A 20,576-nucleotide genomic window follows, 5' to 3' on the forward strand; every position below is an offset into this window, starting at 1 on the left:
AAACAAGGGAACAGCATCATGAGCAAGGATTACAAGGACAATCTCCCCATCTCCGCCGAAGGCTTCATGGATGAATTCATGCGCCTGAAACGCGGCTCCGTCAGCCGCCGCCACTTCCTGAACATCACTGGCCTCGGCCTTGCGGCGGCGGTGCTCTCGCGCTTCCCGGGTGCGCTTTCGACACCGGCCTATGCCGCCGGTGAGCTCGGCACGCAGATGTCGATCGCGACCTGGCCGAACTATCACGACCCCGCCACTTTCGAGAACTTCAAGGCGGCAACCGGCGTCGCCGTCGAGGTCAACGTCTTCGGCTCGAACGAGGAAATGCTCGCGAAATTGCAGGCAGGCGCGTCCGGCTGGTCGCTCTTCGTGCCGACGAATTACACGATTTCGACCCATCACAAGCTTGGCCTCATCGACGAACTCGATCTTTCGAAGATCCCCAACTTCAGCCAGGCGACCGAAAGCCCGCGCTTTACCAAGGAAGGGCAGATCGACGGCAAGACCTATGCCGTGCCGAAGAACTGGGGCACAACCGGCTTCTCCGTGAACACCAACAAGCTCAAAACGAAGCTTTCAAGCTGGAAGGATTTCTTCGAGATTGCCCAGACCGAAGCCGATGGCCGCGCCATGGTGCATGACTATCAGTTGACCACTATCGGCAGCGCGCTCGTTTCCCTCGGCTACGACTTCAATTCGATCAAGCCGGAAGAACTCGCCAAGGCCGAAGAGCTGCTCATCAAGGTCAAGCCGCATCTCTTCGCGATCAACTCCGACTATCAGCCGTCGATGCGTTCGACCGACGCGTGGCTGACCATGTGTTGGACCAATGACGGCGCGCAGCTCAACCGTGACATGCCGGAGCTTGCCTATGTGCTCGGCAAGGATGGCGGCGAGATCTGGACCGACTATTACGCGATCCCGAAGGATGCCCCGAACAAGGCGGCGGGCTACGCTCTGCTCAACTACCTGATGGACCCGAAGAATGCCGTAAAGGAGCACATCGCCAACGGTGCGCCGACGACCGACAGCCGTGTCATCGCGCTGCTGCCGAAGGAGATCACCTCGAACAAGATCGTTTATCCTGACGAGGCCGCGCTGACACCGCTGGAATTCGGCGCGGCGGCAACGTTGACCGATCCGAACCGCGCCGAACTGATGGCTCGTTTCAAGTCAGCCTGATCGCCTTCGCCCAACTCCGGTCCCTGCCCGCCTTGGTGGCAAGGGACCGGCCTCGCCTTCCGAACCGGCGGATAAAGAACCTCTCGATGCCCCTCACCTCTGCCACAAAACGGCGCCTCGTCACTGCTGCCCTTGTCGGCCCGGCAAGTATCTGGTTGTTCGTTTTCCTGGTGCTGCCCTTCATCGCCATCATCGTCTTTGCCTTCGGCGAGCGTGCCCCGGAAGGCGGATATCAGGCGGCATTTACCTTTGAACAATTCGCCAATCTCGGCGCGCGGGCAACGGCCTTCGTCAATACGCTGATCCTGGCGCCGATCGGTGCTGCTGCCTGTTTGCTGGTTGCGTATCCGGTTGCCTATTATCTCGCCGTCAAGGCAAGCCCGCAGCGCCGGTTGCTGTTGGTTTCCCTCGTCGTCGTTCCCTTCTGGACCAGCTTGCTCGTTCGCACTTACGCCTGGATGTATCTGCTCGGCGCACGCGGCATTCCCCATCTGCTCGAATTCTTCGGGATAGAGAATGTCAGGCTCATCAACACACCTGGCGCCGTGCTGCTCGGCATTGTCTATGGCTACCTGCCGCTGATGATCATGCCGATCTATGTCAGCCTCGAAAAGCTCGACCGTCGGCTGCTGGAGGCATCCGCCGATCTCGGCGCCAAACCCATATCCACCTTCTCCGGCATTACGCTGCCGCTATCCCTGCCCGGCGTCATGACCGGTGTTGCCCTGGTCACCATCCTGCTGCTCGGCGAATACCTCATTCCGCAGCTTCTCGGCGGCGGCAAGGTGTTCTTCATCGGCAATGCGCTGGTCGATCTCTTCCTGCAATCGCGCAACTGGCCGTTCGGATCGGCGATCGCCGTCACCCTCGTTGCCGTCGTCGTCATCGTCTTGCTTGTCGCCATGCGCATCGCGTGGCGCGTTGCCGGCACCCGCCAGGTGGATCTCGTCTGATGCGCGCGCTCGTTACTTTCGTCTATCTGTTTCTCTATACGCCGATCGCGCTCGTCGTGCTGTTTTCCTTCAATGCGGGCCGCAATGCGAGCGAGTTCACCGGCTTCTCGACGCAATGGTATGGGCGGGCGCTCTCCAACACCTTCCTGATGGAAGCCCTGCGCAACAGCCTGATCATCGCCTTCACCAGCGCGGCGCTGGCGGCGATCTTCGGCACGATGGCGGCAATCGGCATGGAACGGCTCGGCGCCCGCACCCGAGCCATTTTCGACGGGCTCTTTGCCGCCGCGATCGTCGTGCCGGGCGTCGTCATCGGCATTGCGACACTGGTGGCGCTGGTCGAGGTTTTCGGTGTCGTCAATCCGCTGATCGCGGCCGTGTGGCCCGGCGATCAACCACCCAAATTCGCACTCGGCTACGGCTCCATCATCGCGGCACACGGCCTCTTCACCATGGCGTTGGTGACGATGATCGTGAAGGCGCGCATTGCCGGCCTCGGACGCGACATCGTCGAGGCATCCAGCGATCTCTATGCCACGCCGCTGACCACGTTCCGGCAGATCGTCCTGCCACAGATCATGCCGTCTATCCTCGCCGGCTTCCTGCTCGCCTTCACCTTTTCCTTCGACGATTTCATCATCGCCTTCTTCGTCGCCGGATCGAACACGACGCTGCCGATCTATGTGTTCGCCTCCATTCGCCGTGGCGTGACACCGGAAATCAATGCGATCGCGACGATGGTGCTGATCGCCTCACTCATCCTCATTTTCATCGCGCGCTTCCTGATGCGCGAAAAGACAACGACAAACTGACCGGGGAAACATCATGATACTCAAGGACCGGGTCGCAATCGTCACCGGAGCCGGCTCCGGCATCGGTCGCGCCGGCGCGCTCATCATGGCGCGCGAAGGCGCTCATGTGGTTGTCGCCGACATTGATCTGGCCAATGCCGAGGAAACGGTGAGCCAGATTGCGGCTGCCGGCGCAAGTAGCGAAGCCCTCGCGGTCGACGTGACCGACGACACCGCGCTCGAAGCGGGAATTGCCGCGATTGCCGCCCGTCACGGACGCATCGATATCCTGCACAATCACGCGGGATCGCAGGTGGCGGGTAGTCTCGAAGATGTTGCAGTCGCGGGCTTCGACATGTCCTGGAGCCTGAATGTCCGTGCCCATTTCATGGCATCTCGCTTCGTCATGCCGGTCATGAAGAAGGCGGGCAAAGGGGTCATTCTCAACACCTCGTCTTCCTCAGGCGTGCTCTATGACCGCGAAATGATCGCCTATACGACGAGCAAACATGCTGTCATCGCCATGACCAGGCAGATGGCAGGCGATTACGCCCGGTTCGGTGTTCGCGTCAACGCGCTCTGCCCCGGCTGGGTCGACACGCCGTTCAACGCCCCGTTCATCGCGCAGATGGGCGGCCGTGGCGCCATCGAAAGCTATATCGCCGAGAAAGTGCCGCTCGGACGATGGGCCGACGTCTCGGAAATTGCCGAGCCGATCCTCTTCCTCGTCTCGGACCGATCCTCCTACATGACGGGCCAGATTCTAGTCGTCGATGGCGGCGAAACGGTCGTCTAGGCGATGCCGCAACCGATCCGCTGAAATAAAGCCAAGGCGCTTTCCATGGCGGGTGAACGGCTGCGATAGCACAAACCATCCAATCTGACAGACGCATAGGTAGGACTACCCATACCGCAGCCCATCTCACGACAATCAAAGCCATCACGAGCGATTTTCGGCTCGATCGGAACCTTGTCGCTGTGCAAGCCGATCTTAAGGCAGCACGACCTATTGAATGCCATTGCCCCGGCCAGAAGCTGACTTTGCTGATCGGCGGCTGCCTCTGCGAAAGACGCGCAAGTCCGCCCTATATGGTTCATCATCGCGCTGATGCTCGCAGGCATATTGGAATGGAGCCGCCACGCCCTACCTTCCTATTAATTGTTGGAGGAAATGGGATGACGGTTACCTATCATGTGGGCAAGCATGACGGCGGATACGCATATCGGCTTGGCGATGTTTGGTCGGAGACATTTCCGAACCACGACAGTGCACTCGCTGCAGCAAAGTCTGCCGCGCAGCGGCAGCATGTCGAAGGGCGCGATGCCGAGATATCGTACCAGCTTCCCGATGGGCATTGGCAGACGGAACATGTCGGCGGAGGAGATCGTCCCGATACCGAAGTGATCGACGACGAAAAGGACCGGCATCACAGATAGTCTGACAGCGCTGCGCCGCGGAGATGAACGGGAACATGAGAACGATTAACTACTCGATCCTACAGAGGGTCTAGCCGACACGCAAAACCGTGAGGCTCCGGCCCTCGACCCGCAAGCCTTGTTCGCTAGTCGCTCCGTCTGTCGTGGCTGCCGAATCTGATGTCGTGAGTTCCACGATCCAGCGTCTGTCCTCCGGGAGATTGAAGATGGTCTCTTCTTCCCGCGGATTGAACAGAAGCAATACGTCATCCCATCCCTCCTCGAAGGGCTGCTCGCGCGACAAACGCAGGGCTATGGTCGTGCTCTCATCCTCTTTCCAGCGTTCTTCCGTCTGCTCGCCGCCATCGGGATTGAGCCAGACGACGCTCAGGCCATCGCGCCAGCTCTCCCGTCTGAAAATGGAATGGTCCTGGCGCAGTGCGATCAGGCGCCTGGTGAATGCCTGCAAGGCCTCCGTGCTCTCATAAGGATGCTGCCAATTAAGCCAGCTTAGTTCCGTATCCTGGCAATAGCCGTTATTGTTGCCCATCTGGCTGCGGCCAAATTCATCGCCGGCAAGCAGCATCGGCGTCCCATGCGACAGGAACAGGGTCGCCAGCAGGTTCCTCCGCTGCCGGTCCCGCGTCCGGATGATGCCCTCATCCTCGGTCGGACCCTCGGCCCCGTAGTTGAAACTGCGGTTGTCGTTGTGGCCGTCCTCGCCGCCTTCACCGTTCGCCTCATTGTGCTTATCGTTGTAGGAGACGAGGTCGTTCAGCGTAAACCCGTCATGGGCTGTGATGAAGTTGACGCTCGCCCATGGCCTGCGCCCGCGCAGGTCATAGACATCTCCCGAGCCCAGAACCCGTGCCGCGAAATCTCCCGTCGTGCCAGGCGTGCCTTTCCAATAGTCGCGCACCGTATCGCGATACTTGTCATTCCATTCCGCCCAGCCCGGCGGAAAGCCGCCGACTTGATAGCCACCGGGGCCGATGTCCCAGGGTTCACCGATGAGCTTGACCTTGGAAAGCACCGGATCCTGGCCCACTGCATCGAAAAAGCCGCTGCGCTGATCAAAGCCGTTCGGCTCGCGGCCGAGAATGGTGCCGAGATCGAAGCGGAAGCCGTCGACATGCATTTCCTCAGCCCAGTAGCGAAGCGAATCCGTCACCAGTTGCAACACGCGCGGATGCGACGTGTTGATGGTGTTACCCGTGCCGGTATCGTTGATGTAGTAGCGAGGCTCTTCCGGCATGGTTCGATAGTATGAGAAATTGTCGATGCCCTTGAACGACAAGGTCGGACCGAGCTCGTTGCCCTCCGCCGTATGATTATAGACGACGTCGAGGATCACCTCGATGCCGGCGTCGTGGAAGGCGCGCACCATCTCACGGAAGCCTGCAAGACCTCTCGGCCCGTAATAGCGCGAGGCCGGTGCGAAAAAGGCAAGCGAATTGTAGCCCCAATAATTGCGCAGGCCCTTGTCCAGCAAATGGCTGTCATCGGGAAAGAAGTGGATCGGCAACAGCTCGATCGAGGTGATACCAAGGCTTTTGACGTAATCGACGATCGCTCTCTGGCCGAGTCCGTCGAACGTCCCACGCAATTCTTCAGGAATTGTCGGATGAAGCATCGTCATTCCTTTGACGTGGGCTTCATAGAAGATCGTCTGCGACCACGGCACGGATGGCTTTTGGGTCGGCGACTGCTCTCCCCCACCAAGATCGATGACACGGCACTTCGGCATCTCGGCAGCGCTATCGGTCTCATCGAAGGAAAGATCCTTCTGTTCGTCATCCAGCCTGTAGCCGAACTGCGCCTGCGACCACGCGATATCGCCGACCAGCTCGCAAGCGTAGGGATCGATGAGCAGCTTGTTCGGATTGAAGCGGTGCCCTTTCTCCGGGTCGAACGGCCCGTGGACACGATAGCCGTACAAGGCACCAGGTTTTAATCCTGGGATATAACCGTGCCAGATCTCGTTGGTATATTCGGGTAACTCGATCCGCTCGATTTCCCGGCTACCGGTCTCATCAAAGAGGCAGAGTTCGACTCTCTCGGCAAAGGCACTGAAGAGCCCGAAATTGACGCCATGTCCATCATAATTGGCCCCGAGTTGCGTGAAATCACCTGGCTCGATCGAATGCCGCTTTGCCTCGTCTGTCATGGAATCCTCATCGTTGATGCGCACCAGAAACACGATATGGCGAGCTTTGTTCCCTCAGATCGGGAGACTTCTGCCGACTGCGCGCCTGCCTCTCAGTTGCGGCCGATGAGGAGCACGACAGGGCCAGCGCGTCTGTCTGCACGTAGCCGGTCAGATCCGCCTATGGGAGGCCGACGAGCTGCGAACTCGCACCGTCCGGTCACTTTTTCGATACTTTCATATTGGCCCGGAACCGCGCCCGTCCGTCGACGTTAGAGGCGATAACGGAGGAATATGATGACGGATGAAAGAATGGCTTGGATCAACGCGCGCGCCTATGACCTGTGGCAGCACGCGGGGCGACCTCAGGGCAAGGACCATGAGCATTGGCTGCAGGCTGTCGCGGAACGCGACCTGATGGAGCAGACGCGGGCATCCCATGACGGCGCCGAAATCTTGGCGCGCAACCAGGCCGATGCGAAAGAAACGAACCGCCGACATCGAGTGCTGATCGTCGAGGACGAACCAATCCTGCGCCTTGACGCTATCGAGATCCTCAGGGGTGCGGGCTTCGATACGCTTGAAGCGGCCAATGCCGATGAGGCCCTGGTGCTCTTTAAAAAGAATCGGATCGATACCCTCTACACGGATATCAACATGACGGGATCGATGGATGGTCTCGGCCTTGCCAGGAGAGTTTTGTCTCTGTGGCCGAAGACGAGGATCATCATCGTATCGGGGTTTGTCCGGATGGCTCGTTCGGACCTTGCCCGGGGGATGGCCTTCGTCGCAAAACCCGTTTCGGCGGCCACGCTCGTGAGGTTGGTATCAGCACGCGGAACGGCGGATGCCTCTCCATAATGGGAGGTGCGACCAGCCAAACTATTCGAATTTCGAACCCAAAGCGATATCGACCGCAATTATCGGGCTTGGATTGAGGTCGCCGCTCGGCAACGGCTTGCCGTGCAAACCGGCTTCGATCCGAAGCCGAAACGCAAAAACGCCCGCATCATGAGCGGGCGTTGAGCAATCAGGAAGATTAAATGCTATGCAATTAACGCGCAAGCGATGCGCGGGCGACGGTGCGAATATCAGCCCGGTCGATGCCAAGGTCTTCCAGCTCGCGGCTGGACATGCGACCAAGTTCGTTAACGGTCTGACGGAACCGGCGCCAGTTGTTGAAAGAGCGTGCTACGTTCATGATAATCCCCTTTCTGAGGGCTATGACGTCAGCAACCTTGCTTGGTTCCGGCGTCGTTTCGATGATTGAGATATAGCCATTTCAATCGATTTAAAACAGAGACAATCCATCATTCCACCCATGCATTGAGTGCATGGGTTCTCGTGGATCAGAAAGAGGTGATCGTTTTTTAGGCTCTGGGTGACCGACGCTACCGATCCACCTTGAGACTGGTGTTCGAGGCGGTTGCTCGCCAAAGTCCGGCTCAATGCCCAGATTTCCGATGAATGCCGAAACTACAGAAACATGGCGTATTGTTGATCATGAAGCTTACGAGCTATAAGGTCGTCGGGCGAGCTAGATGGCCGTCGAAGATTAAGAGGAAGTGTTATGCCTACAGGGACCGTAAAGTTTTTCAATGAAGACAAGGGTTTTGGCTTCATTACCCCCGAGAACGGGGGAGCGGATGTGTTCGTTCATGTGTCTGCCTTGCAGCGGGGCGGTTCGCTCAGAGAAGGTGAAAAGGTCAGCTACGAATTGGGCCAGGATCGCAAGACCGGCAAGTCGAAGGCCGAAAACGTCAGCGTACTCTGATCGTATCGGTTAGACGAATGTCTACGGATTAGCCTGATTCAATATAAGAAATTGGGCCGGGCTAAACCAATCCCATGTCTCATGGGATTGGGACCGTGGGCGTCGGCGCAGCCGACGATTGACTTATTTGCGCTGGCGGAGCTCCAGCGAGCCTCAATCCGAGAGCACATAGTGGTCGTCTGAAACCTTTTGGTAGATTGCTTCGGGGGCTACATGTCCGACCGGCTTCAGCGGAGATCCTGACGGATCGGCAACAACTGCATTGACCCGCCTTCTCGCCGGATCCGGATTCGGCACAGCCGACAACAGCGCACGTGTATAGGCGTGACTGGGATTGCCGAAGACATCGGCGCGCGTGCCGATCTCGACGATCCGGCCCATGCACATGACCGCCACCCGATGGCTCATTCGTTCCACCACCGCCATATCATGCGAGATGAACAGATAGGAGAGGCCGAACTCCTGTTGAAGCTCGATCATCAGGTTGACCACCTGCGCCTGGATGGAGACGTCAAGCGCCGAGACGGGCTCGTCGGCAACGATGATCTTCGGCGAGAGCGTCAAGGCTCGCGCGATACATAGGCGCTGGCGCTGGCCGCCGGAGAATTCATGTGGGTAGCGGTCGAGATGGTCGGCTGACAGACCGACTCTTTCCAACAGATTCACCACCCTGTCACGCAACGCCGTGCCCATTTCGACGCGGTGGACGATCAGCGGCTCGGCCACCTGGTCGAATGTCGTCAATCGTGGATCGAGAGCCGCATAGGGATCCTGAAAGACGATCTGCATGTCGCGCCGGCGCGCCTGCAGCCTCGGCCCTGAAAGAGAAAGAAGATCTTCCCCGGCAAGCTCGACATTCCCCGATGTCGGCTCGATCAGACGCAGGATGGAGCGGCCGGTCGTCGATTTACCGCAGCCGGACTCGCCGACCAGAGCCAGCGTTTCACCTTCATGCAGATCAAAGGATACATTCTCGACCGCATGAATATTGGCGACATGCCGCTGAAGTACGCCCTCTCGGACCGGAAAACGGGTCACCAGATCGCGTACGCGCAGAAGCGGCTGTTTCTCCGCTTTGGTTCTTTCCTCGCCCACCGGTAAATCCGGCGTCTCGTCGCCAAAGGCACGGGGTCCGGAAAAGGCGGCCATCGAGCCAAGTTTTGGAACAGCATTCAGCAGTTGGCGTGTGTAGGCTTCTGTCGGTGCTGCAAACAAATCAGCCGTGAGGTTCTCCTCGACCTTGCGCCCCTGGCGCATGACGACGACCCGATCGGCAATTTCGGCGACGGCGCCCATGTCATGGGTAATGAACAGCAGCGACATTCCGTCCTGCCGGGCGAGCTCCTTCAACAGATCGAGGATCTGCGCCTGGATGGTCACGTCCAGCGCCGTCGTCGGTTCATCGGCAATCAGAAGCCGCGGCGAACAGGCAAGCGCCATGGCAATGACGACGCGCTGACGCATGCCACCCGATAGCTCATGCGGAAATTGCCGGAAGCGGGTCTCGGCCTCAGGGATGCGGACGCGTTTCAACAGTTCGAGCGCGCGCGCTGTGGCGTCCTTGCCATTGACCTTCCTGTGATGCCTGGCGACTTCGGCGATCTGTTCGCCGATGGTGAAAACGGGGTTCAGGCTGGTCATCGGCTCCTGGAAGATCATGGCGATCTCGTCGCCGCGTATCCCCTCAAGCTCTGCCTCGGGCAGGGTCGCAAGATTGCTGATGCTCCCGTCACGCCTTGAGAATTTGAGAGCGCCGTGCTCGATACGGCCACTGTTGAAGGTGGTGAGGCCGAGGATCGCCATCGCGGTCACTGACTTCCCTGATCCGGACTCCCCCACGACGGCAACACACTCGCCCGCTTCGATACCAAACGAAAGATCGTCGACCGCAATGAGCTTGCCATTGTCAGTCTGAAAGCTGACGCGGAGATTTTCGACGGAAAGAAGCGGTGCCGTAGCCATCGTGGGCCTCAAATGGACGAATGGGAGGAGGCCACCGGGTTGCGGAACAACCCGGTGGCCTAATGCGATCAATTGGTGGCGATTGAGACGGCGCCGGCGCGGAAATCGAGGACATAGGGAATATGTCCGGGCAGCGGCTTCCAGTCGATCTTCCGGCTCATGCCGTAAGACTCGTAGGGCCGATAGAGCGGGATGAACGGCGCTTCGTCCTTCACATGCTCCATCATTTCGGCATAGGCCTTCTTGCGCTCGTTGACGTCAGTGGAATAGCGGAACCGCTCCCACATGGCATCATAGGCTGGCGTGGACGACCACGAGGCTTCCGTACCTGCGCCCTTCGGAGCCCACATCGTGCCGAAGGAGCCAGCTGGATCCGCAAAATACATCGGGTTCGACCAGTTACGCGCGTCCATGTCGGGATTGGCGGCAGTCCACTTTGGCGTGACGTTGATGTTCATCGGAACACCGACGGCTGCCCACATTTCCTTGATCGCCTGCGCCGCCAGTAGCCCGTTGGTATAGTAGGTAGCGTCGGTATCGTAGCGCACGGGCGAGCCGTCATAGCCGGCTTCCTTCAAGAGCTGCTTTGCCTTTTCCGGATTGTATTCGAAGGTCTTCAGCTCCGGCATGTAAAGCGCACCATACTGCGGATAGGTATGGGTGCTGGGAACGATCGCCTTGCCGAGCCACAGCGACTCGTTGAGCAGGTCGCGGTCGATCGCCAGGCTCAGCGCCTCGCGGACCCGCTTGTCCTTCAGCACGCCGTTCTTCGTGTTGAAGATGACGACGTGGAAGAGCGGCGTGACAGCGCCTTCGACCTTGAGTTGCGGATTGGAGGCGATTGCGTCGAGCTGGTCCGGCGGTACGTTGGTGATGAGATCGACTTCACCATTGGCAAGCGCCGTGGTGCGCGCGGCCATTTCCGGGATACGACGGATGGAGACCGTTTCAAACGGCGCCTTCTCACCGAAGAAGCCGTCGAAGCGCGTGTAGGTCAGGCTTTCATTCGGCGTGTATTGGGTAATCTTGTAGGGGCCGGTGCCGATCGGCTTCAGCGCGAAAGCGTCGAAGTCGGATTTCTCAAGCGCATTCGGATCGCCCGAAAGGCCCATAATGTACTTCTTCGGAACGATCGATCCTTCCGAGGTGTTGAGGAGCGTCTCGAAGAGCGGTTCCGGCTTCTCCGTCGTGAAACGGACGGTGCTCTCGTCAATGGCTTCGACCTTGACGAAATTGGCGAAAAACTGGCGATGGATGCCGGCAAACTCCGGCGTCATGTCCTTGAGCAGGCGCTCGAAGGTGAAGACGACATCGTCGACCGTCAGCGGGTCACCGTTCTGAAACTTGACATCGTTGCGGATCTTGACTTCGAATACGGTCGGAGAGACCTGCTTCCACGAAGTTGCAATCCCCGGCTTGAAGGCTGCTTCCGGCTTGGAATAATCCTTCTCGATCAGCGGATCGAAGGCGTTGTAGTACATTTGCGAGCCCGTATTGCTGAAGTCCTTGCCGGGATCCAGGAATGGCGGAAGGTTCTGAACGCCGACCCGCAGATCGGCGGCCATGGCCGAGGTGGAGAGCAGCAGCGCCGCGGTCAGCGCGAGCGTTGTTTTCGATGTCATGACGTGTCCCTCTTGAGAGCAAGGTTTCCCCTTCCGTCCGGCGCGCGGCGCGGCAGGGCATGAGATAAAGGGGCTTGAATGCGAGGTCGCCAGCGGCCCGGCCGCCGGCGACCTATTTCAGTTTTACGTCCAGCGCGTCGCGCAACCAGTCGCCGATCAAGAGCACGAGCAGCGACACGACCATGATCATCAGCGAGGGCGCCAGCGCGACCCAGGGGGCTGTGGCAAGGTAGTCGCGACCGGCTCCCACCATCGAACCCAGCGTCGCGGTCGGCGGCTGTACGCCGAGACCGAGGAACGACAGTGACGATTCCAGGAGGATCAATGCCGAGAAGGTCATGGTCCAGATAACGATGATCGGCGACGTTACATTCGGGAGAATGTGGCGGAAGAGGATGCGCGCATGCGAGGCACCGGCCGCCCTCGACGCTTCGATGAAAGGCTGCCGCGAGACAGACAGCACCTGAGCGCGCACGACACGGGCATAGACTTCCCAGCCGGAAAGCCCGATGACGGAAATCAGCACCGCCAGCGAGTTCCCAAGCATGGCAATCGTCAGAAGCGCGATCAGCGTGAAGGGAACGGCCATCTGCACATCGACGATGGCGATCAGGAAGGCACCGAGCCGGCCGCGGAAATATCCGGCGACCACCCCGAGAGCGACACCGACGAGGAGGCTGATGAAGCTGCCGGCAAGCGCAATGAGCATCGTCAATTGCAGGCCGGACAGGGTTCGCGAGAGGACGTCGCGTCCGAGTTCATCCGTGCCGAGCAGGTGTGTCGCCATCGCCCGGTCGAAACCAACAGGGGGACGAAGGCGGGCAAGCAGCGTCTGCGCATTGGGATCGAATGGTGCAATCGCGGGGGCGGCGAGCGCCAAAGCAAGAACAACGGCAAAGGCGGCGAGATAAACGCGCGGCATCAGCCCGGCTTTCGCCAAGAGACGCCCGACACCGCTCTTGGCCGTGCGTCGCGGCGCCTTGGCGGCTGGTTTCAACGCTATCGTTTTCGGGGATGTGGCGATGTCGCTCATGATGCGGCTACCTTCACACGAGGATCAATCAGGGCATAAATGACGTCGATGACGACGGAGGTGACGACCACCAGGCTGGCAATGAAGATGACGCCGAACTGCAGCACCGGATAATCACGGCCGATGGCCGCATAGACGACGAGATCGCCAATGCCCTTGGTGGCAAAGACTGCCTCGACCAGCACGCAGCGCCCGACCATGCCGGCCACCTGCAGGCCGATGATGGTGACGACAGGGATCGCGGCATTGCGCAGGGCATGCTTGCCGATGACCAGCAATTTCGGCAGGCCTTTGGCACGGGCAGTGCGGATATAGTCCTGGCTCATCACGTCGAGCATGGCGTTGCGGGTAAAGCGCAGGATTTCGGCCACCATGAGCGCCGACAGGACGAGCGCCGGCATGACGAAATGCAGCGGCGTGGCCGAGCCCGAGCTTGGAAACCAATGCAGCCTCAGCGAAAAGACCAGGATCATCAGGATGGCGAGGACGAAATTCGGCGTCGCATAACCGATAAAGGCCACCCCCATGATGATCGACCCTATCGCCTTTCCCCGTTTCAGCGCAGCGACGATGCCAAGCGGCACGCCGACGGCGATCGAGAAGAACAGCGCATAGGCAAACAGGATCAGCGTATTGGGCAGGCGTTCGGCATAGATGTCGGCGACCGGCCGTCTCTCATAGAGACTGAGGCCGAAATCGCCCGACAGCAGCCCGCGCACGAACTGGAAGAACTGCACCCAGATCGGCTGGTCGAGACCCAGCTGCTGAACCATCGCCGCGCGTGTTGCCGCATCGGTTCCGGGCGGGAGCAGATAGTCCATCGCATCACCGGAAAGCCGGGTTGCCGCGAAAACGGCAGCGATCACGACGCACAGCGTGATGATCGCACCGATCGTGCGCCGGGTCAGGAAATCAAGCACCAGCCTGCTTCCTTCTCTCAGCCCAATCGATCTCCGAGAAAGGCCGCATCGGCGCAACCCACGGGCGCTCGCCAGATTTACGGAAGGGGACGCGAACGTGGAACGGATCGTTGCCATGGACGTCGATGGTCAGCTCGCCATCCTTGATTTCGAGATCGGCGTAAGCTGACGCGGTGAGCGGCATGGTGGTGAAGCGCTCGCTCAGCGACTGGATCGTCACATGCTGAATGTTGCCGACATTGGTGATGGTATTCCAGTGAACATGGCCGGAGAGCCAGAGGGCGGCATTGCCAGTTTCTTCCACCGCTTTGCGGACCGCCGCATGGTCGGGGTAGGTCGAATATCCGGCATTGCGCTCGAAATAATAATTGCCGATCTGCGAATGACCAGAGAGCGGGACATGCGTCGCGATGACGGCCGGGCGCTCATCCGCCTTGAGAGCTTCCACCAGCCATTCCAGATGAGCACCGGTGCTGTTGAAACCTGTCTCCATGTCGATCTTCACGTCCGGCTGCCAGGCGATCAGGCGGAGTTCGCCGAGATCGTGGACGCCGCTCTGCATCGATTGGCCGAAGATCGCTTCATTATCGGCGACGCTCAGATTGTTGACGTCGTGATTGCCGAGCACATGGATGCGCTTGCCGGGAAAAGTGGAGAAGATCGCGGCAAGTTCCGAGGCGAAACGGTAGTCGTTTTCATGCGTCGTATCAGAAATATGGTCGCCGAGATCGAGGACCAGATCGACATTCCGCTCGATGGCACGATCGATGAACTGCCTCACCGCAGGCAGGCCATCCCAACCGGCTTCCTTTGTGTGGGATTGAGGGCCGTGATGGATATCGGTGATGATTGCGATCTTCATGGAGATGCTCCTGCGCTGGTCCTTGGGGGCTCTCAACCCCATCTTCGGCAGCAGAAGTACGCTGCGTCGATGACAGTTTCATGAACTAATCTCAATATTATTTGTTATTGACATTGAGCTTTTCTCAATCCATGTATCGATGACAACAGAGGAGCGGACGTGCCTGATCTCGACATCGATGCAAGAGGTTATCTTATTGATCTCGATGGAACTTTGATAAGCGGCCAAACGGTCTTGGAAGACGCGCGATGGCTGCTGAATGCCGTCGCCGGCCGCTTCGTTCTTGTTTCCAACAATGCGGAACACACGCCGACTCAGCTTTCCAGAGTACTGCAGACCATCGGCCTTACTGTCGATGCCGGCAGCATCATTCTCGCCGGAACATGCGCGATCGACAAGATCGCTGCCGAGCAACCTGGCGCACGTGTGCTTTTGCTCGCAAGTCCTGCCCTTCGCTCCTATGCGAGGCGCAGAGGCTTGCACCTGGACGCCCCTCGCCCGGACGTCGTACTCATCGCCCGCGACCGGCAATTCTCCTATGCGAAACTCGCGGCGGCGGTCTCGGCACTTACCGATGGGGCTCGGCTTGTGGTCGCCGCGCCGGATCTCAGCCACCCAGGCACCGACGGCCGGCCTATTCCGGAAACCGGAGCATTGGCCGCCGCCATCATTGCCTGCGCCGGCACGCGCGACTACACCGTCATCGGCAAGCCGGAACGGGCGCTGTTCGAGATGGGATGCCGCCGCCTCGGCATCGACTTTTCCGATACCATCATGATCGGCGATAATCCACAGACCGACGGCCTCGGCGCGCGACGCCTCGGCATGCGTTTCTGGCAAGTGCATAATGGCAGCATAAGACATACGCCGCAGCTTGCGGTGGTCTAGAGCAATTCCAGCAAAGGTACGCAGCGATTTTGCTTAGGGAATTGCATGAAAGCAAAGAGATAGAGCATTTCCGTCTCTCCGTTTAAAAACGGACATGCTCTAAGACAATGTGAGGGTAGTTTTCGCATGGCGGTGGAACGAGACAAGGCACCCAGCGCGCAGGAGTTTTCCGGCGTCATCGATCGTATCCGCGCGGTGCGCAAGGATCTGGCGCCGACCGCCGGCCGGATTGCCGACTTTATCACGCAGCACGCTTCGGACGTGATCCACATGTCTGTCACGGAAGTCGCGGAAAAGGCCGGCGCCAGCGAGGGGAGCGTCATCGGCTTCTGTCAGGCAATCGGCGCAAGAGGCTTCCAACAGATCAAGATCTCGCTCGCCCGCGATCTCGTTCAGCCGGTTCAATTCATCCATGAGGACCTGACCCCGAGCGACAACATCGCCTCGGTCGTCGAGAAGGTATTTCAATCCGACCTACAGGCGCTTCAAGACACGCAAAAGGCCCTCGACATCGCCGCCCTATCGCGCGCGGTCGACGCCATCCGCAAGGCAAGCCGCGTCGAGGTGTTCGGGATCGGCAGTGCCGCTCCGATCGCCGAGGACATGAATTATCGTCTGCTGCGCATCGGCATTCTCTCCCGCGCAAGCGTCGACAGCCATGTGCAGGCCATTGTCGGATCCCTGGCGGACGCCTCGACCGCCGTCATCACCATTTCCCATTCCGGCAGCACGGTCGAAACTCTGACGGCAACGCGCCTTGCCAAGGAGGCCGGCGCAACCACCATCGCCATCACCAATTTCGGCAAATCCCCCCTTTTGGCTCATACCGATATCGTCCTGAACACACTCGCCCGCGAGACCCAGTTCCGCACAGAGGCCATGACCAGCCGCATCGCCCAGCTCGCCATCGTCGACGCCCTCATCGCCTGTCTTGCCCTTGCCGACTATGAGCGGGCCACCCAGACCATCGCAAAGACATTCGACGTGCTCTCGACAAAACGCGTTTGAGCGAAGGGCCAAGACCGACCTCCGTCGAGCCTCATGCAGCTTGCTGCAGGACAGATTCTGCGTTTTCCAGCAGGTCGTCTCAAAGCTGCTTCAGCGCGGGCGACGGAGCGCCCGTATCTTGCCGCTGCCGCCACCGCCAGCGAAGAAGCGATCTTTACCGTCGGACTCGAGGCCTGAAACGCCGGCGCCCTCGGGCATTTCCAATCGTTCCAGTACTTCGCCGGTGACAGGATCGATGCGGCGAACATCGCTTTCATCACCCTCCCAAGTGCCGTGCCACAATTCGCCGTCGACCCAAGTGACGCCGGTGACAATGCGGTTGGATTCGATCGTGCGCCTAATAGCGCCGGTCTCGGGGTCGATCTCGATGATCTTGCGGCCGCGATGCTGGCCGACCCACAGGCTGCCCTCGCACCAGGCTAGGCCCGAATCGCCGCCATTGCCGGGCGCAGGAATGGTGGAGACTATCTTTCCGGTTTCCGGGTCAAGCTTGTGGATCCGGTCTTCGGCGATCTGATAGAGATAGTGCCCATCGAAAGCAGTGCCTGCATGCGAGGCGACGTCGATCGAGCGCTGTTGCGCACCGGTTTCCGGGTCAAGGGCATGCAGCTTTTCGCCGGAGGCGAACCAGACGTGCTGGCCGTCGAAGGTGACGCCATTGACGCGGGGAGCGTTGTCGAAGGGGCCATATTCGCGAATGACCTCGGCTTGAGACTTTTTCATTGTATCCATCCTCCACTCAGAAGCTGTTGAATTCGATGGCCCAATCCTAGTCGCTCGGCAGAGGTCCCGGGAGTAACAATGTCGTCGGGAAGCCGACGACCGGCGGCATCATCCAGCGGCGGGCACGACCATTGCCAACACCTTGCACCTTGCCGCCGGCTGCCAAGGCATCAAGCGCACGCTGTATCGTGCGCGGGCTTATCGCTAGCGCGATCGCCAGCGCCGAACTGGACCAGGCTTCGCCGTCCGCCAGCAAAGCCAGCACGGACGCATGCTCCGCCTCTATGGGTGGCGCCAGTACGACGATATCGCGTTTCCCATGCGCCGTCAGCGCAAAGCCGCGCGCCGTCGCGTCGATATCGGCGAACGGCTCCACCGCCGCTCGCAGCCTCCCGATCTCCACCCTCAACCGCGCCCTGTGGGATTCGTCGGCATGACGAGCACGGAAAGCACGGGAGAGCAGTGCCTCGCGCGGCGCGTCCGCCGGCGCTGCTTCGGCAAGGACTCGCGCCAGCGCAAATAGAACCGGCCGGGTTGCCAACGGCACCGTGTCATTCCCACGACGCACGACATTGCGGCAGGCGTCGATGACCAGTGCGCCGGAGGATAACAGCACCTCCACCTCGGCGAGCGACAGCAAACTTTCCGTGCCCTGTGTGATCAAGCGCGCCGCCGGCGTGTGAAGCGCGTCAACAGCATCGCGTACTTCGACGCTAAGGGCTGGAATACCCGCCTTCTGTGCTGCGTCGGCTGCACGCACCAGAGCAGCACGGGCCGACGCCGTGCGAATACGGCGGATGGCAATGCCGGCAACCGCGAGCTCATGGCTTGCCCTTGCGGCTGGCGGCAGTGGCGAGGAGTCAAATTTGGCAACCAGCCGCTCTGCTTCGTCGAGATGGCCGACAAGCAGCAGGCGGCGGATCTGCAGATTGCGGGCATGGGCGGCATTGATGCGGTCGCCATGCTTGTCGAGAACGGCTCGCGCGGTCTCCAGCACTTTTTCGGGCCAGCCGAGATCGCGCGAAACGAGGGCAATTTCCGCCTCGGCGACGATGCAACGGGCTCGGGCGACAATCTCGCGGGGGCCGAAAGCGTGCGCGGCACTCTTCAGCAGCGCCTTGGCACGGTCAAAATCACCGAGCTGGGCCATGGCAATGCCGCGAAGCGCCAGCGCCGGAGCGTCGTCGCGCAATGCCACACGCTTCATGGCTCCCAGCGCATCGCCAGATGCGAGCGCCTGTGCGGCCGCGACGATCAGCGAGTCCATCGAAATCCCGTCACACTTGTAACTCCCACCCGTCCGAACCCTAGCGGTAAGTTATTCCTCATCGGGCGGCAAGATGTTGCCCCCGCCGCAACCTAACCCGCAGACGAAGGAGAAGATCCATGACAATGCACAGAACAGGAACGCGCAAGGAATGGCTTTCCGCCAGGCTTTCCCTACTGGATCAGGAAAAGGAGCTGACGCGGCGCGGCGATGAAATCGCCGAGCACCGTCGGGAATTGCCTTGGGTCAGGGTAGAGAAGGACTACCGGCTCGAGACCGAACAGGGGACGGTTCCGCTCTCGGCGCTCTTCAAGGGACGTTCGCAGCTTCTCGTCTATCACTTCATGTTCGGCCCGGACTATACGGCCGGCTGCCCATCCTGTTCGTCGATTGCAGACGGATTCAATGGCATTGCCGTACACCTCGAAAACCATGACGTCGCCTTTTCCGCCGTTTCCCGGGCACCGCTCGAAAAACTGCAGGAATTCAAAAGGCGCATGGGCTGGACCTTCGACTGGGCTTCGTCAGCAAACAGCGATTTCAACCACGATTTCAATGTCTGGTTCACCCCGGAAGAGCAACGCGACGGCAGCATCGAATACAACTACCGCCGCGAGCCGCCGATGCCCGAGCCCCTGGCCGGCAAGACGGTGCAGCAATGGGAGCTGCGCGGCAGCGAAGGCCCGGTCGCTCAGATCGCCTCGATGACGGGAACGGACGTCGCAACCTATACGCGCGACCGGCCGGGTGTAAGCGCGTTCACAATCCAGGACGGTGAGATCTATCACACCTATTCGTCCTATGCCCGCGGGCTCGACGGCCTTTGGGGCATGTATCAATGGCTCGATCGGGCGCCGCTCGGTCGCAACGAAACGGGTGTATGGTGGCGCCATCACGATCGTTACGGAGTGGCCTGATGCCCAGATTGTCCGAAACACGTGCAAGGGCCGGCGCGCATGCCGCCGGCCTGCTTCAATCAGTAAGCGTCGCTCGCTGGCTTCAACTCGCCGCAGCGCCCGTCTTTGCCGGCATGGCGTTGCTCATCGCACACGATCCCGCGGCCGACATGATGTGTTCGGCGCAAGGCAGCTCGATGCTAAGCGGCATGGTGCCGATGTATCTGTTGATGAGCCTGTTTCACCTGGGTCCGTGGCTGCGATTGTTTTCAAGGGATTGAGAGGCGAGCGAGCGTTGACCCGGCGCGTCCAATAGAACGGGCTCCATCAACACTCGCTCCTCAATACCGAAATGCTCTTTGAAATTCCGCCATCCCTTCGGCGTCACCTCGACACTGCGCGACACTTTTTGCCGCCGTATCCATCCCTCGGTGCAGAGCAGATTGGTGAATTGCACGCCAAGCGGACCGGCGAGATGATGTTGCCGCTCCGTCCAATCGAGGCACTGCCGGGCGAGTCCTGCGCGAGCGGGTTTGATTTTCGCCGGATCGAGACCGATGTCTGCGAACCATCCGGCACCGACCGAGGTAACTTCGAACCGCTTGTTGTCAGTGGCCACGAGACATCCCTTTTCGAGCAGCCCCTTTGTAACCGCGACGCCGAGGCGGCCCGCCAAATGATCGTAGCAGCAGCGGGCGAATTGCAGCTTCTGCGCTTCACGCGTCAATGCCTTCCTGCGCACGATTTCGACCGGACCTATCGACGCGAGGTTTTCGAGCGCCAGCGCGACATGCGGGCCCGCAAGGCGGTAATAACGATGCCGTCCCTCGGTTTCGACCGCCAGCAAGCCGCCCGCCAACAGCTTGCCGAGATGGGAGCTGGCCGTCTGCGCGGTCACACCGGCACAATAAGCTAGTTCACCAGCCGGCCTTGCGCGACCATCGAGCAAGGCAATGAGTATGGTGGCGCGGGCAGGATCGGCAATCAGAGCGGCGGCGGAGGCGATATTCGGCTGCGAACCCATGTGTCTGGCTCCCTGTTTCGAACGCCAGAGTAGCACGAAAGTTGCTCGCATGTTTCGACACGCATCGAAACATTCCATCCGATCGGTACGCTAAGGTAGTCTGGCAGAT

The 20,576-nt window shown here is 60.0% G+C and carries 21 protein-coding genes; 11 read left to right on the top strand and 10 right to left on the bottom strand.

The features are described from left to right. Positions 1–18 precede the first annotated feature (18 nt). From ACQZ6F_RS26735 to ACQZ6F_RS26755, 5 genes are all read left to right on the top strand, one after another. Positions 19–1,182 carry an ABC transporter substrate-binding protein gene (locus tag ACQZ6F_RS26735; RefSeq protein WP_068396187.1) on the top strand — a complete coding sequence of 388 codons (1,164 nt, stop codon included), beginning with the start codon at positions 19–21 and terminating at the stop codon, positions 1,180–1,182. 86 nt (positions 1,183–1,268) lie between these two features. Further along, entirely contained in the window at positions 1,269–2,135 is an 867-nt protein-coding gene (locus ACQZ6F_RS26740; RefSeq protein ID WP_449094734.1) for an ABC transporter permease, read from the top strand. Next, positions 2,135–2,947, top strand: coding sequence for an ABC transporter permease (locus tag ACQZ6F_RS26745; protein ID WP_449094735.1), 813 nt, complete (start codon positions 2,135–2,137; stop codon positions 2,945–2,947). Before ACQZ6F_RS26740 ends, ACQZ6F_RS26745 begins: the two co-directional genes overlap by 1 nt. A 13-nt stretch (positions 2,948–2,960) precedes the next feature. Continuing rightward, the gene (locus tag ACQZ6F_RS26750) at positions 2,961–3,722 is read left to right on the top strand and encodes an SDR family NAD(P)-dependent oxidoreductase (protein WP_449094736.1); all 762 of its coding nucleotides are present in this window, start codon (positions 2,961–2,963) and stop codon (positions 3,720–3,722) included. Positions 3,723–4,102: 380 nt separating this feature from the next. Further along, entirely contained in the window at positions 4,103–4,363 is a 261-nt protein-coding gene (locus tag ACQZ6F_RS26755; protein WP_068396179.1) for a DUF2188 domain-containing protein, read from the top strand. Between the two features lie 70 nt (positions 4,364–4,433). On the opposite strand, the gene glgX is transcribed toward ACQZ6F_RS26755, so the two are convergent. Further along, a complete protein-coding gene (gene glgX, locus ACQZ6F_RS26760; protein WP_449094737.1) occupies positions 4,434–6,509 on the bottom strand; it encodes a glycogen debranching protein GlgX in 2,076 nt (691 codons plus the stop codon). A 291-nt stretch (positions 6,510–6,800) separates the two neighbouring features. On the opposite strand from glgX, the gene ACQZ6F_RS26765 reads away from it, so the two are divergent. Continuing rightward, the gene (locus ACQZ6F_RS26765; protein ID WP_449094738.1) at positions 6,801–7,349 is read left to right on the top strand and encodes a response regulator; all 549 of its coding nucleotides are present in this window, start codon (positions 6,801–6,803) and stop codon (positions 7,347–7,349) included. Positions 7,350–7,542: 193 nt separating this feature from the next. On the opposite strand, the gene ACQZ6F_RS26770 is transcribed toward ACQZ6F_RS26765, so the two are convergent. Next, a complete protein-coding gene (locus ACQZ6F_RS26770) occupies positions 7,543–7,689 on the bottom strand; it encodes a DUF1127 domain-containing protein (RefSeq protein ID WP_077467589.1) in 147 nt (48 codons plus the stop codon). Between the two features lie 369 nt (positions 7,690–8,058). Here ACQZ6F_RS26770 and ACQZ6F_RS26775 point away from each other — a divergent pair, with 369 nt between their 5' ends. Next, positions 8,059–8,262, top strand: a complete 204-nt coding sequence (locus ACQZ6F_RS26775; RefSeq protein ID WP_068396169.1) for a cold-shock protein — start codon at positions 8,059–8,061, stop codon at positions 8,260–8,262. Between the two features lie 153 nt (positions 8,263–8,415). Here ACQZ6F_RS26775 and ACQZ6F_RS26780 read toward each other — a convergent pair whose 3' ends face one another. The 5 genes from ACQZ6F_RS26780 to ACQZ6F_RS26800 all read right to left on the bottom strand — a co-directional run bounded on the left by ACQZ6F_RS26780 (position 8,416) and on the right by ACQZ6F_RS26800 (position 14,661). Then, on the bottom strand, positions 8,416–10,224 hold the full coding sequence (locus tag ACQZ6F_RS26780; protein WP_449094739.1) for an ABC transporter ATP-binding protein: 1,809 nt from the start codon (positions 10,222–10,224) through the stop codon (positions 8,416–8,418). Between the two features lie 68 nt (positions 10,225–10,292). Then, positions 10,293–11,846 (bottom strand): ABC transporter substrate-binding protein, encoded by a 1,554-nt coding sequence (locus ACQZ6F_RS26785; protein ID WP_449094740.1) that lies wholly within the window; start codon positions 11,844–11,846, stop codon positions 10,293–10,295. A 112-nt stretch (positions 11,847–11,958) separates the two neighbouring features. After that, a complete protein-coding gene (locus tag ACQZ6F_RS26790; RefSeq protein ID WP_449094741.1) occupies positions 11,959–12,879 on the bottom strand; it encodes an ABC transporter permease in 921 nt (306 codons plus the stop codon). Continuing rightward, the gene (locus tag ACQZ6F_RS26795; protein WP_267554051.1) at positions 12,876–13,799 is read right to left on the bottom strand and encodes an ABC transporter permease; all 924 of its coding nucleotides are present in this window, start codon (positions 13,797–13,799) and stop codon (positions 12,876–12,878) included. The genes ACQZ6F_RS26790 and ACQZ6F_RS26795 overlap by 4 nt, the downstream gene beginning before the upstream one ends. After that, positions 13,792–14,661 (bottom strand): metallophosphoesterase family protein, encoded by an 870-nt coding sequence (locus ACQZ6F_RS26800; protein WP_449094742.1) that lies wholly within the window; start codon positions 14,659–14,661, stop codon positions 13,792–13,794. The genes ACQZ6F_RS26795 and ACQZ6F_RS26800 overlap by 8 nt, the downstream gene beginning before the upstream one ends. A 159-nt stretch (positions 14,662–14,820) precedes the next feature. Here ACQZ6F_RS26800 and ACQZ6F_RS26805 point away from each other — a divergent pair, with 159 nt between their 5' ends. Both ACQZ6F_RS26805 and ACQZ6F_RS26810 read left to right on the top strand, forming a co-directional pair. Next, positions 14,821–15,549 carry an HAD-IIA family hydrolase gene (locus ACQZ6F_RS26805; protein WP_449094743.1) on the top strand — a complete coding sequence of 243 codons (729 nt, stop codon included), beginning with the start codon at positions 14,821–14,823 and terminating at the stop codon, positions 15,547–15,549. A gap of 126 nt (positions 15,550–15,675) precedes the next feature. Beyond that, positions 15,676–16,557, top strand: coding sequence for a MurR/RpiR family transcriptional regulator (locus ACQZ6F_RS26810; RefSeq protein ID WP_449094744.1), 882 nt, complete (start codon positions 15,676–15,678; stop codon positions 16,555–16,557). A gap of 90 nt (positions 16,558–16,647) precedes the next feature. Here ACQZ6F_RS26810 and ACQZ6F_RS26815 read toward each other — a convergent pair whose 3' ends face one another. Both ACQZ6F_RS26815 and ACQZ6F_RS26820 read right to left on the bottom strand, forming a co-directional pair. Then, positions 16,648–17,280, bottom strand: coding sequence for a Vgb family protein (locus tag ACQZ6F_RS26815; protein WP_449094745.1), 633 nt, complete (start codon positions 17,278–17,280; stop codon positions 16,648–16,650). A 46-nt stretch (positions 17,281–17,326) separates the two neighbouring features. After that, complete coding sequence (locus ACQZ6F_RS26820) at positions 17,327–18,547, bottom strand: helix-turn-helix domain-containing protein (protein WP_449094746.1); 1,221 nt, start codon at positions 18,545–18,547, stop codon at positions 17,327–17,329. 119 nt (positions 18,548–18,666) lie between these two features. Between ACQZ6F_RS26820 and ACQZ6F_RS26825 the strand changes: the two genes are divergently transcribed. After that, a complete protein-coding gene (locus ACQZ6F_RS26825) occupies positions 18,667–19,464 on the top strand; it encodes a DUF899 domain-containing protein (RefSeq protein WP_449094747.1) in 798 nt (265 codons plus the stop codon). Further along, on the top strand, positions 19,464–19,724 hold the full coding sequence (locus ACQZ6F_RS26830; RefSeq protein WP_449094748.1) for a hypothetical protein: 261 nt from the start codon (positions 19,464–19,466) through the stop codon (positions 19,722–19,724). The genes ACQZ6F_RS26825 and ACQZ6F_RS26830 overlap by 1 nt, the downstream gene beginning before the upstream one ends. Here the strand turns inward: ACQZ6F_RS26830 and ACQZ6F_RS26835 are convergent. Further along, entirely contained in the window at positions 19,685–20,467 is a 783-nt protein-coding gene (locus tag ACQZ6F_RS26835; protein ID WP_449094749.1) for an ArsR/SmtB family transcription factor, read from the bottom strand. The genes ACQZ6F_RS26830 and ACQZ6F_RS26835 overlap by 40 nt on opposite strands. Between the last annotated feature and the right edge of the window lie 109 nt (positions 20,468–20,576).

This window comes from Rhizobium sp. A22-96 (assembly GCF_053521805.1).

Bases quoted from the DNA above. Each gene is read 5' to 3' on its own strand.
- ACQZ6F_RS26735 (WP_068396187.1), top strand. From the start codon at position 19: ATGAGCAAGGATTACAAGGACAATCTCCCCATCTCCGCCGAAGGCTTC.
- ACQZ6F_RS26740 (WP_449094734.1), top strand. From the start codon at position 1,269: ATGCCCCTCACCTCTGCCACAAAACGGCGCCTCGTCACTGCTGCCCTT.
- ACQZ6F_RS26815 (WP_449094745.1), bottom strand. From the start codon at position 17,280: ATGAAAAAGTCTCAAGCCGAGGTCATTCGCGAATATGGCCCCTTCGAC.
- ACQZ6F_RS26765 (WP_449094738.1), top strand. From the start codon at position 6,801: ATGGCTTGGATCAACGCGCGCGCCTATGACCTGTGGCAGCACGCGGGG.
- ACQZ6F_RS26775 (WP_068396169.1), top strand. From the start codon at position 8,059: ATGCCTACAGGGACCGTAAAGTTTTTCAATGAAGACAAGGGTTTTGGC.
- ACQZ6F_RS26755 (WP_068396179.1), top strand. From the start codon at position 4,103: ATGACGGTTACCTATCATGTGGGCAAGCATGACGGCGGATACGCATAT.
- ACQZ6F_RS26745 (WP_449094735.1), top strand. From the start codon at position 2,135: ATGCGCGCGCTCGTTACTTTCGTCTATCTGTTTCTCTATACGCCGATC.
- ACQZ6F_RS26835 (WP_449094749.1), bottom strand. From the start codon at position 20,467: ATGGGTTCGCAGCCGAATATCGCCTCCGCCGCCGCTCTGATTGCCGAT.
- ACQZ6F_RS26800 (WP_449094742.1), bottom strand. From the start codon at position 14,661: ATGAAGATCGCAATCATCACCGATATCCATCACGGCCCTCAATCCCAC.
- ACQZ6F_RS26750 (WP_449094736.1), top strand. From the start codon at position 2,961: ATGATACTCAAGGACCGGGTCGCAATCGTCACCGGAGCCGGCTCCGGC.
- ACQZ6F_RS26790 (WP_449094741.1), bottom strand. From the start codon at position 12,879: ATGAGCGACATCGCCACATCCCCGAAAACGATAGCGTTGAAACCAGCC.
- ACQZ6F_RS26780 (WP_449094739.1), bottom strand. From the start codon at position 10,224: ATGGCTACGGCACCGCTTCTTTCCGTCGAAAATCTCCGCGTCAGCTTT.
- ACQZ6F_RS26785 (WP_449094740.1), bottom strand. From the start codon at position 11,846: ATGACATCGAAAACAACGCTCGCGCTGACCGCGGCGCTGCTGCTCTCC.
- ACQZ6F_RS26810 (WP_449094744.1), top strand. From the start codon at position 15,676: ATGGCGGTGGAACGAGACAAGGCACCCAGCGCGCAGGAGTTTTCCGGC.
- ACQZ6F_RS26820 (WP_449094746.1), bottom strand. From the start codon at position 18,547: ATGGACTCGCTGATCGTCGCGGCCGCACAGGCGCTCGCATCTGGCGAT.
- ACQZ6F_RS26830 (WP_449094748.1), top strand. From the start codon at position 19,464: ATGCCCAGATTGTCCGAAACACGTGCAAGGGCCGGCGCGCATGCCGCC.
- ACQZ6F_RS26770 (WP_077467589.1), bottom strand. From the start codon at position 7,689: ATGAACGTAGCACGCTCTTTCAACAACTGGCGCCGGTTCCGTCAGACC.
- glgX (WP_449094737.1), bottom strand. From the start codon at position 6,509: ATGACAGACGAGGCAAAGCGGCATTCGATCGAGCCAGGTGATTTCACG.
- ACQZ6F_RS26825 (WP_449094747.1), top strand. From the start codon at position 18,667: ATGACAATGCACAGAACAGGAACGCGCAAGGAATGGCTTTCCGCCAGG.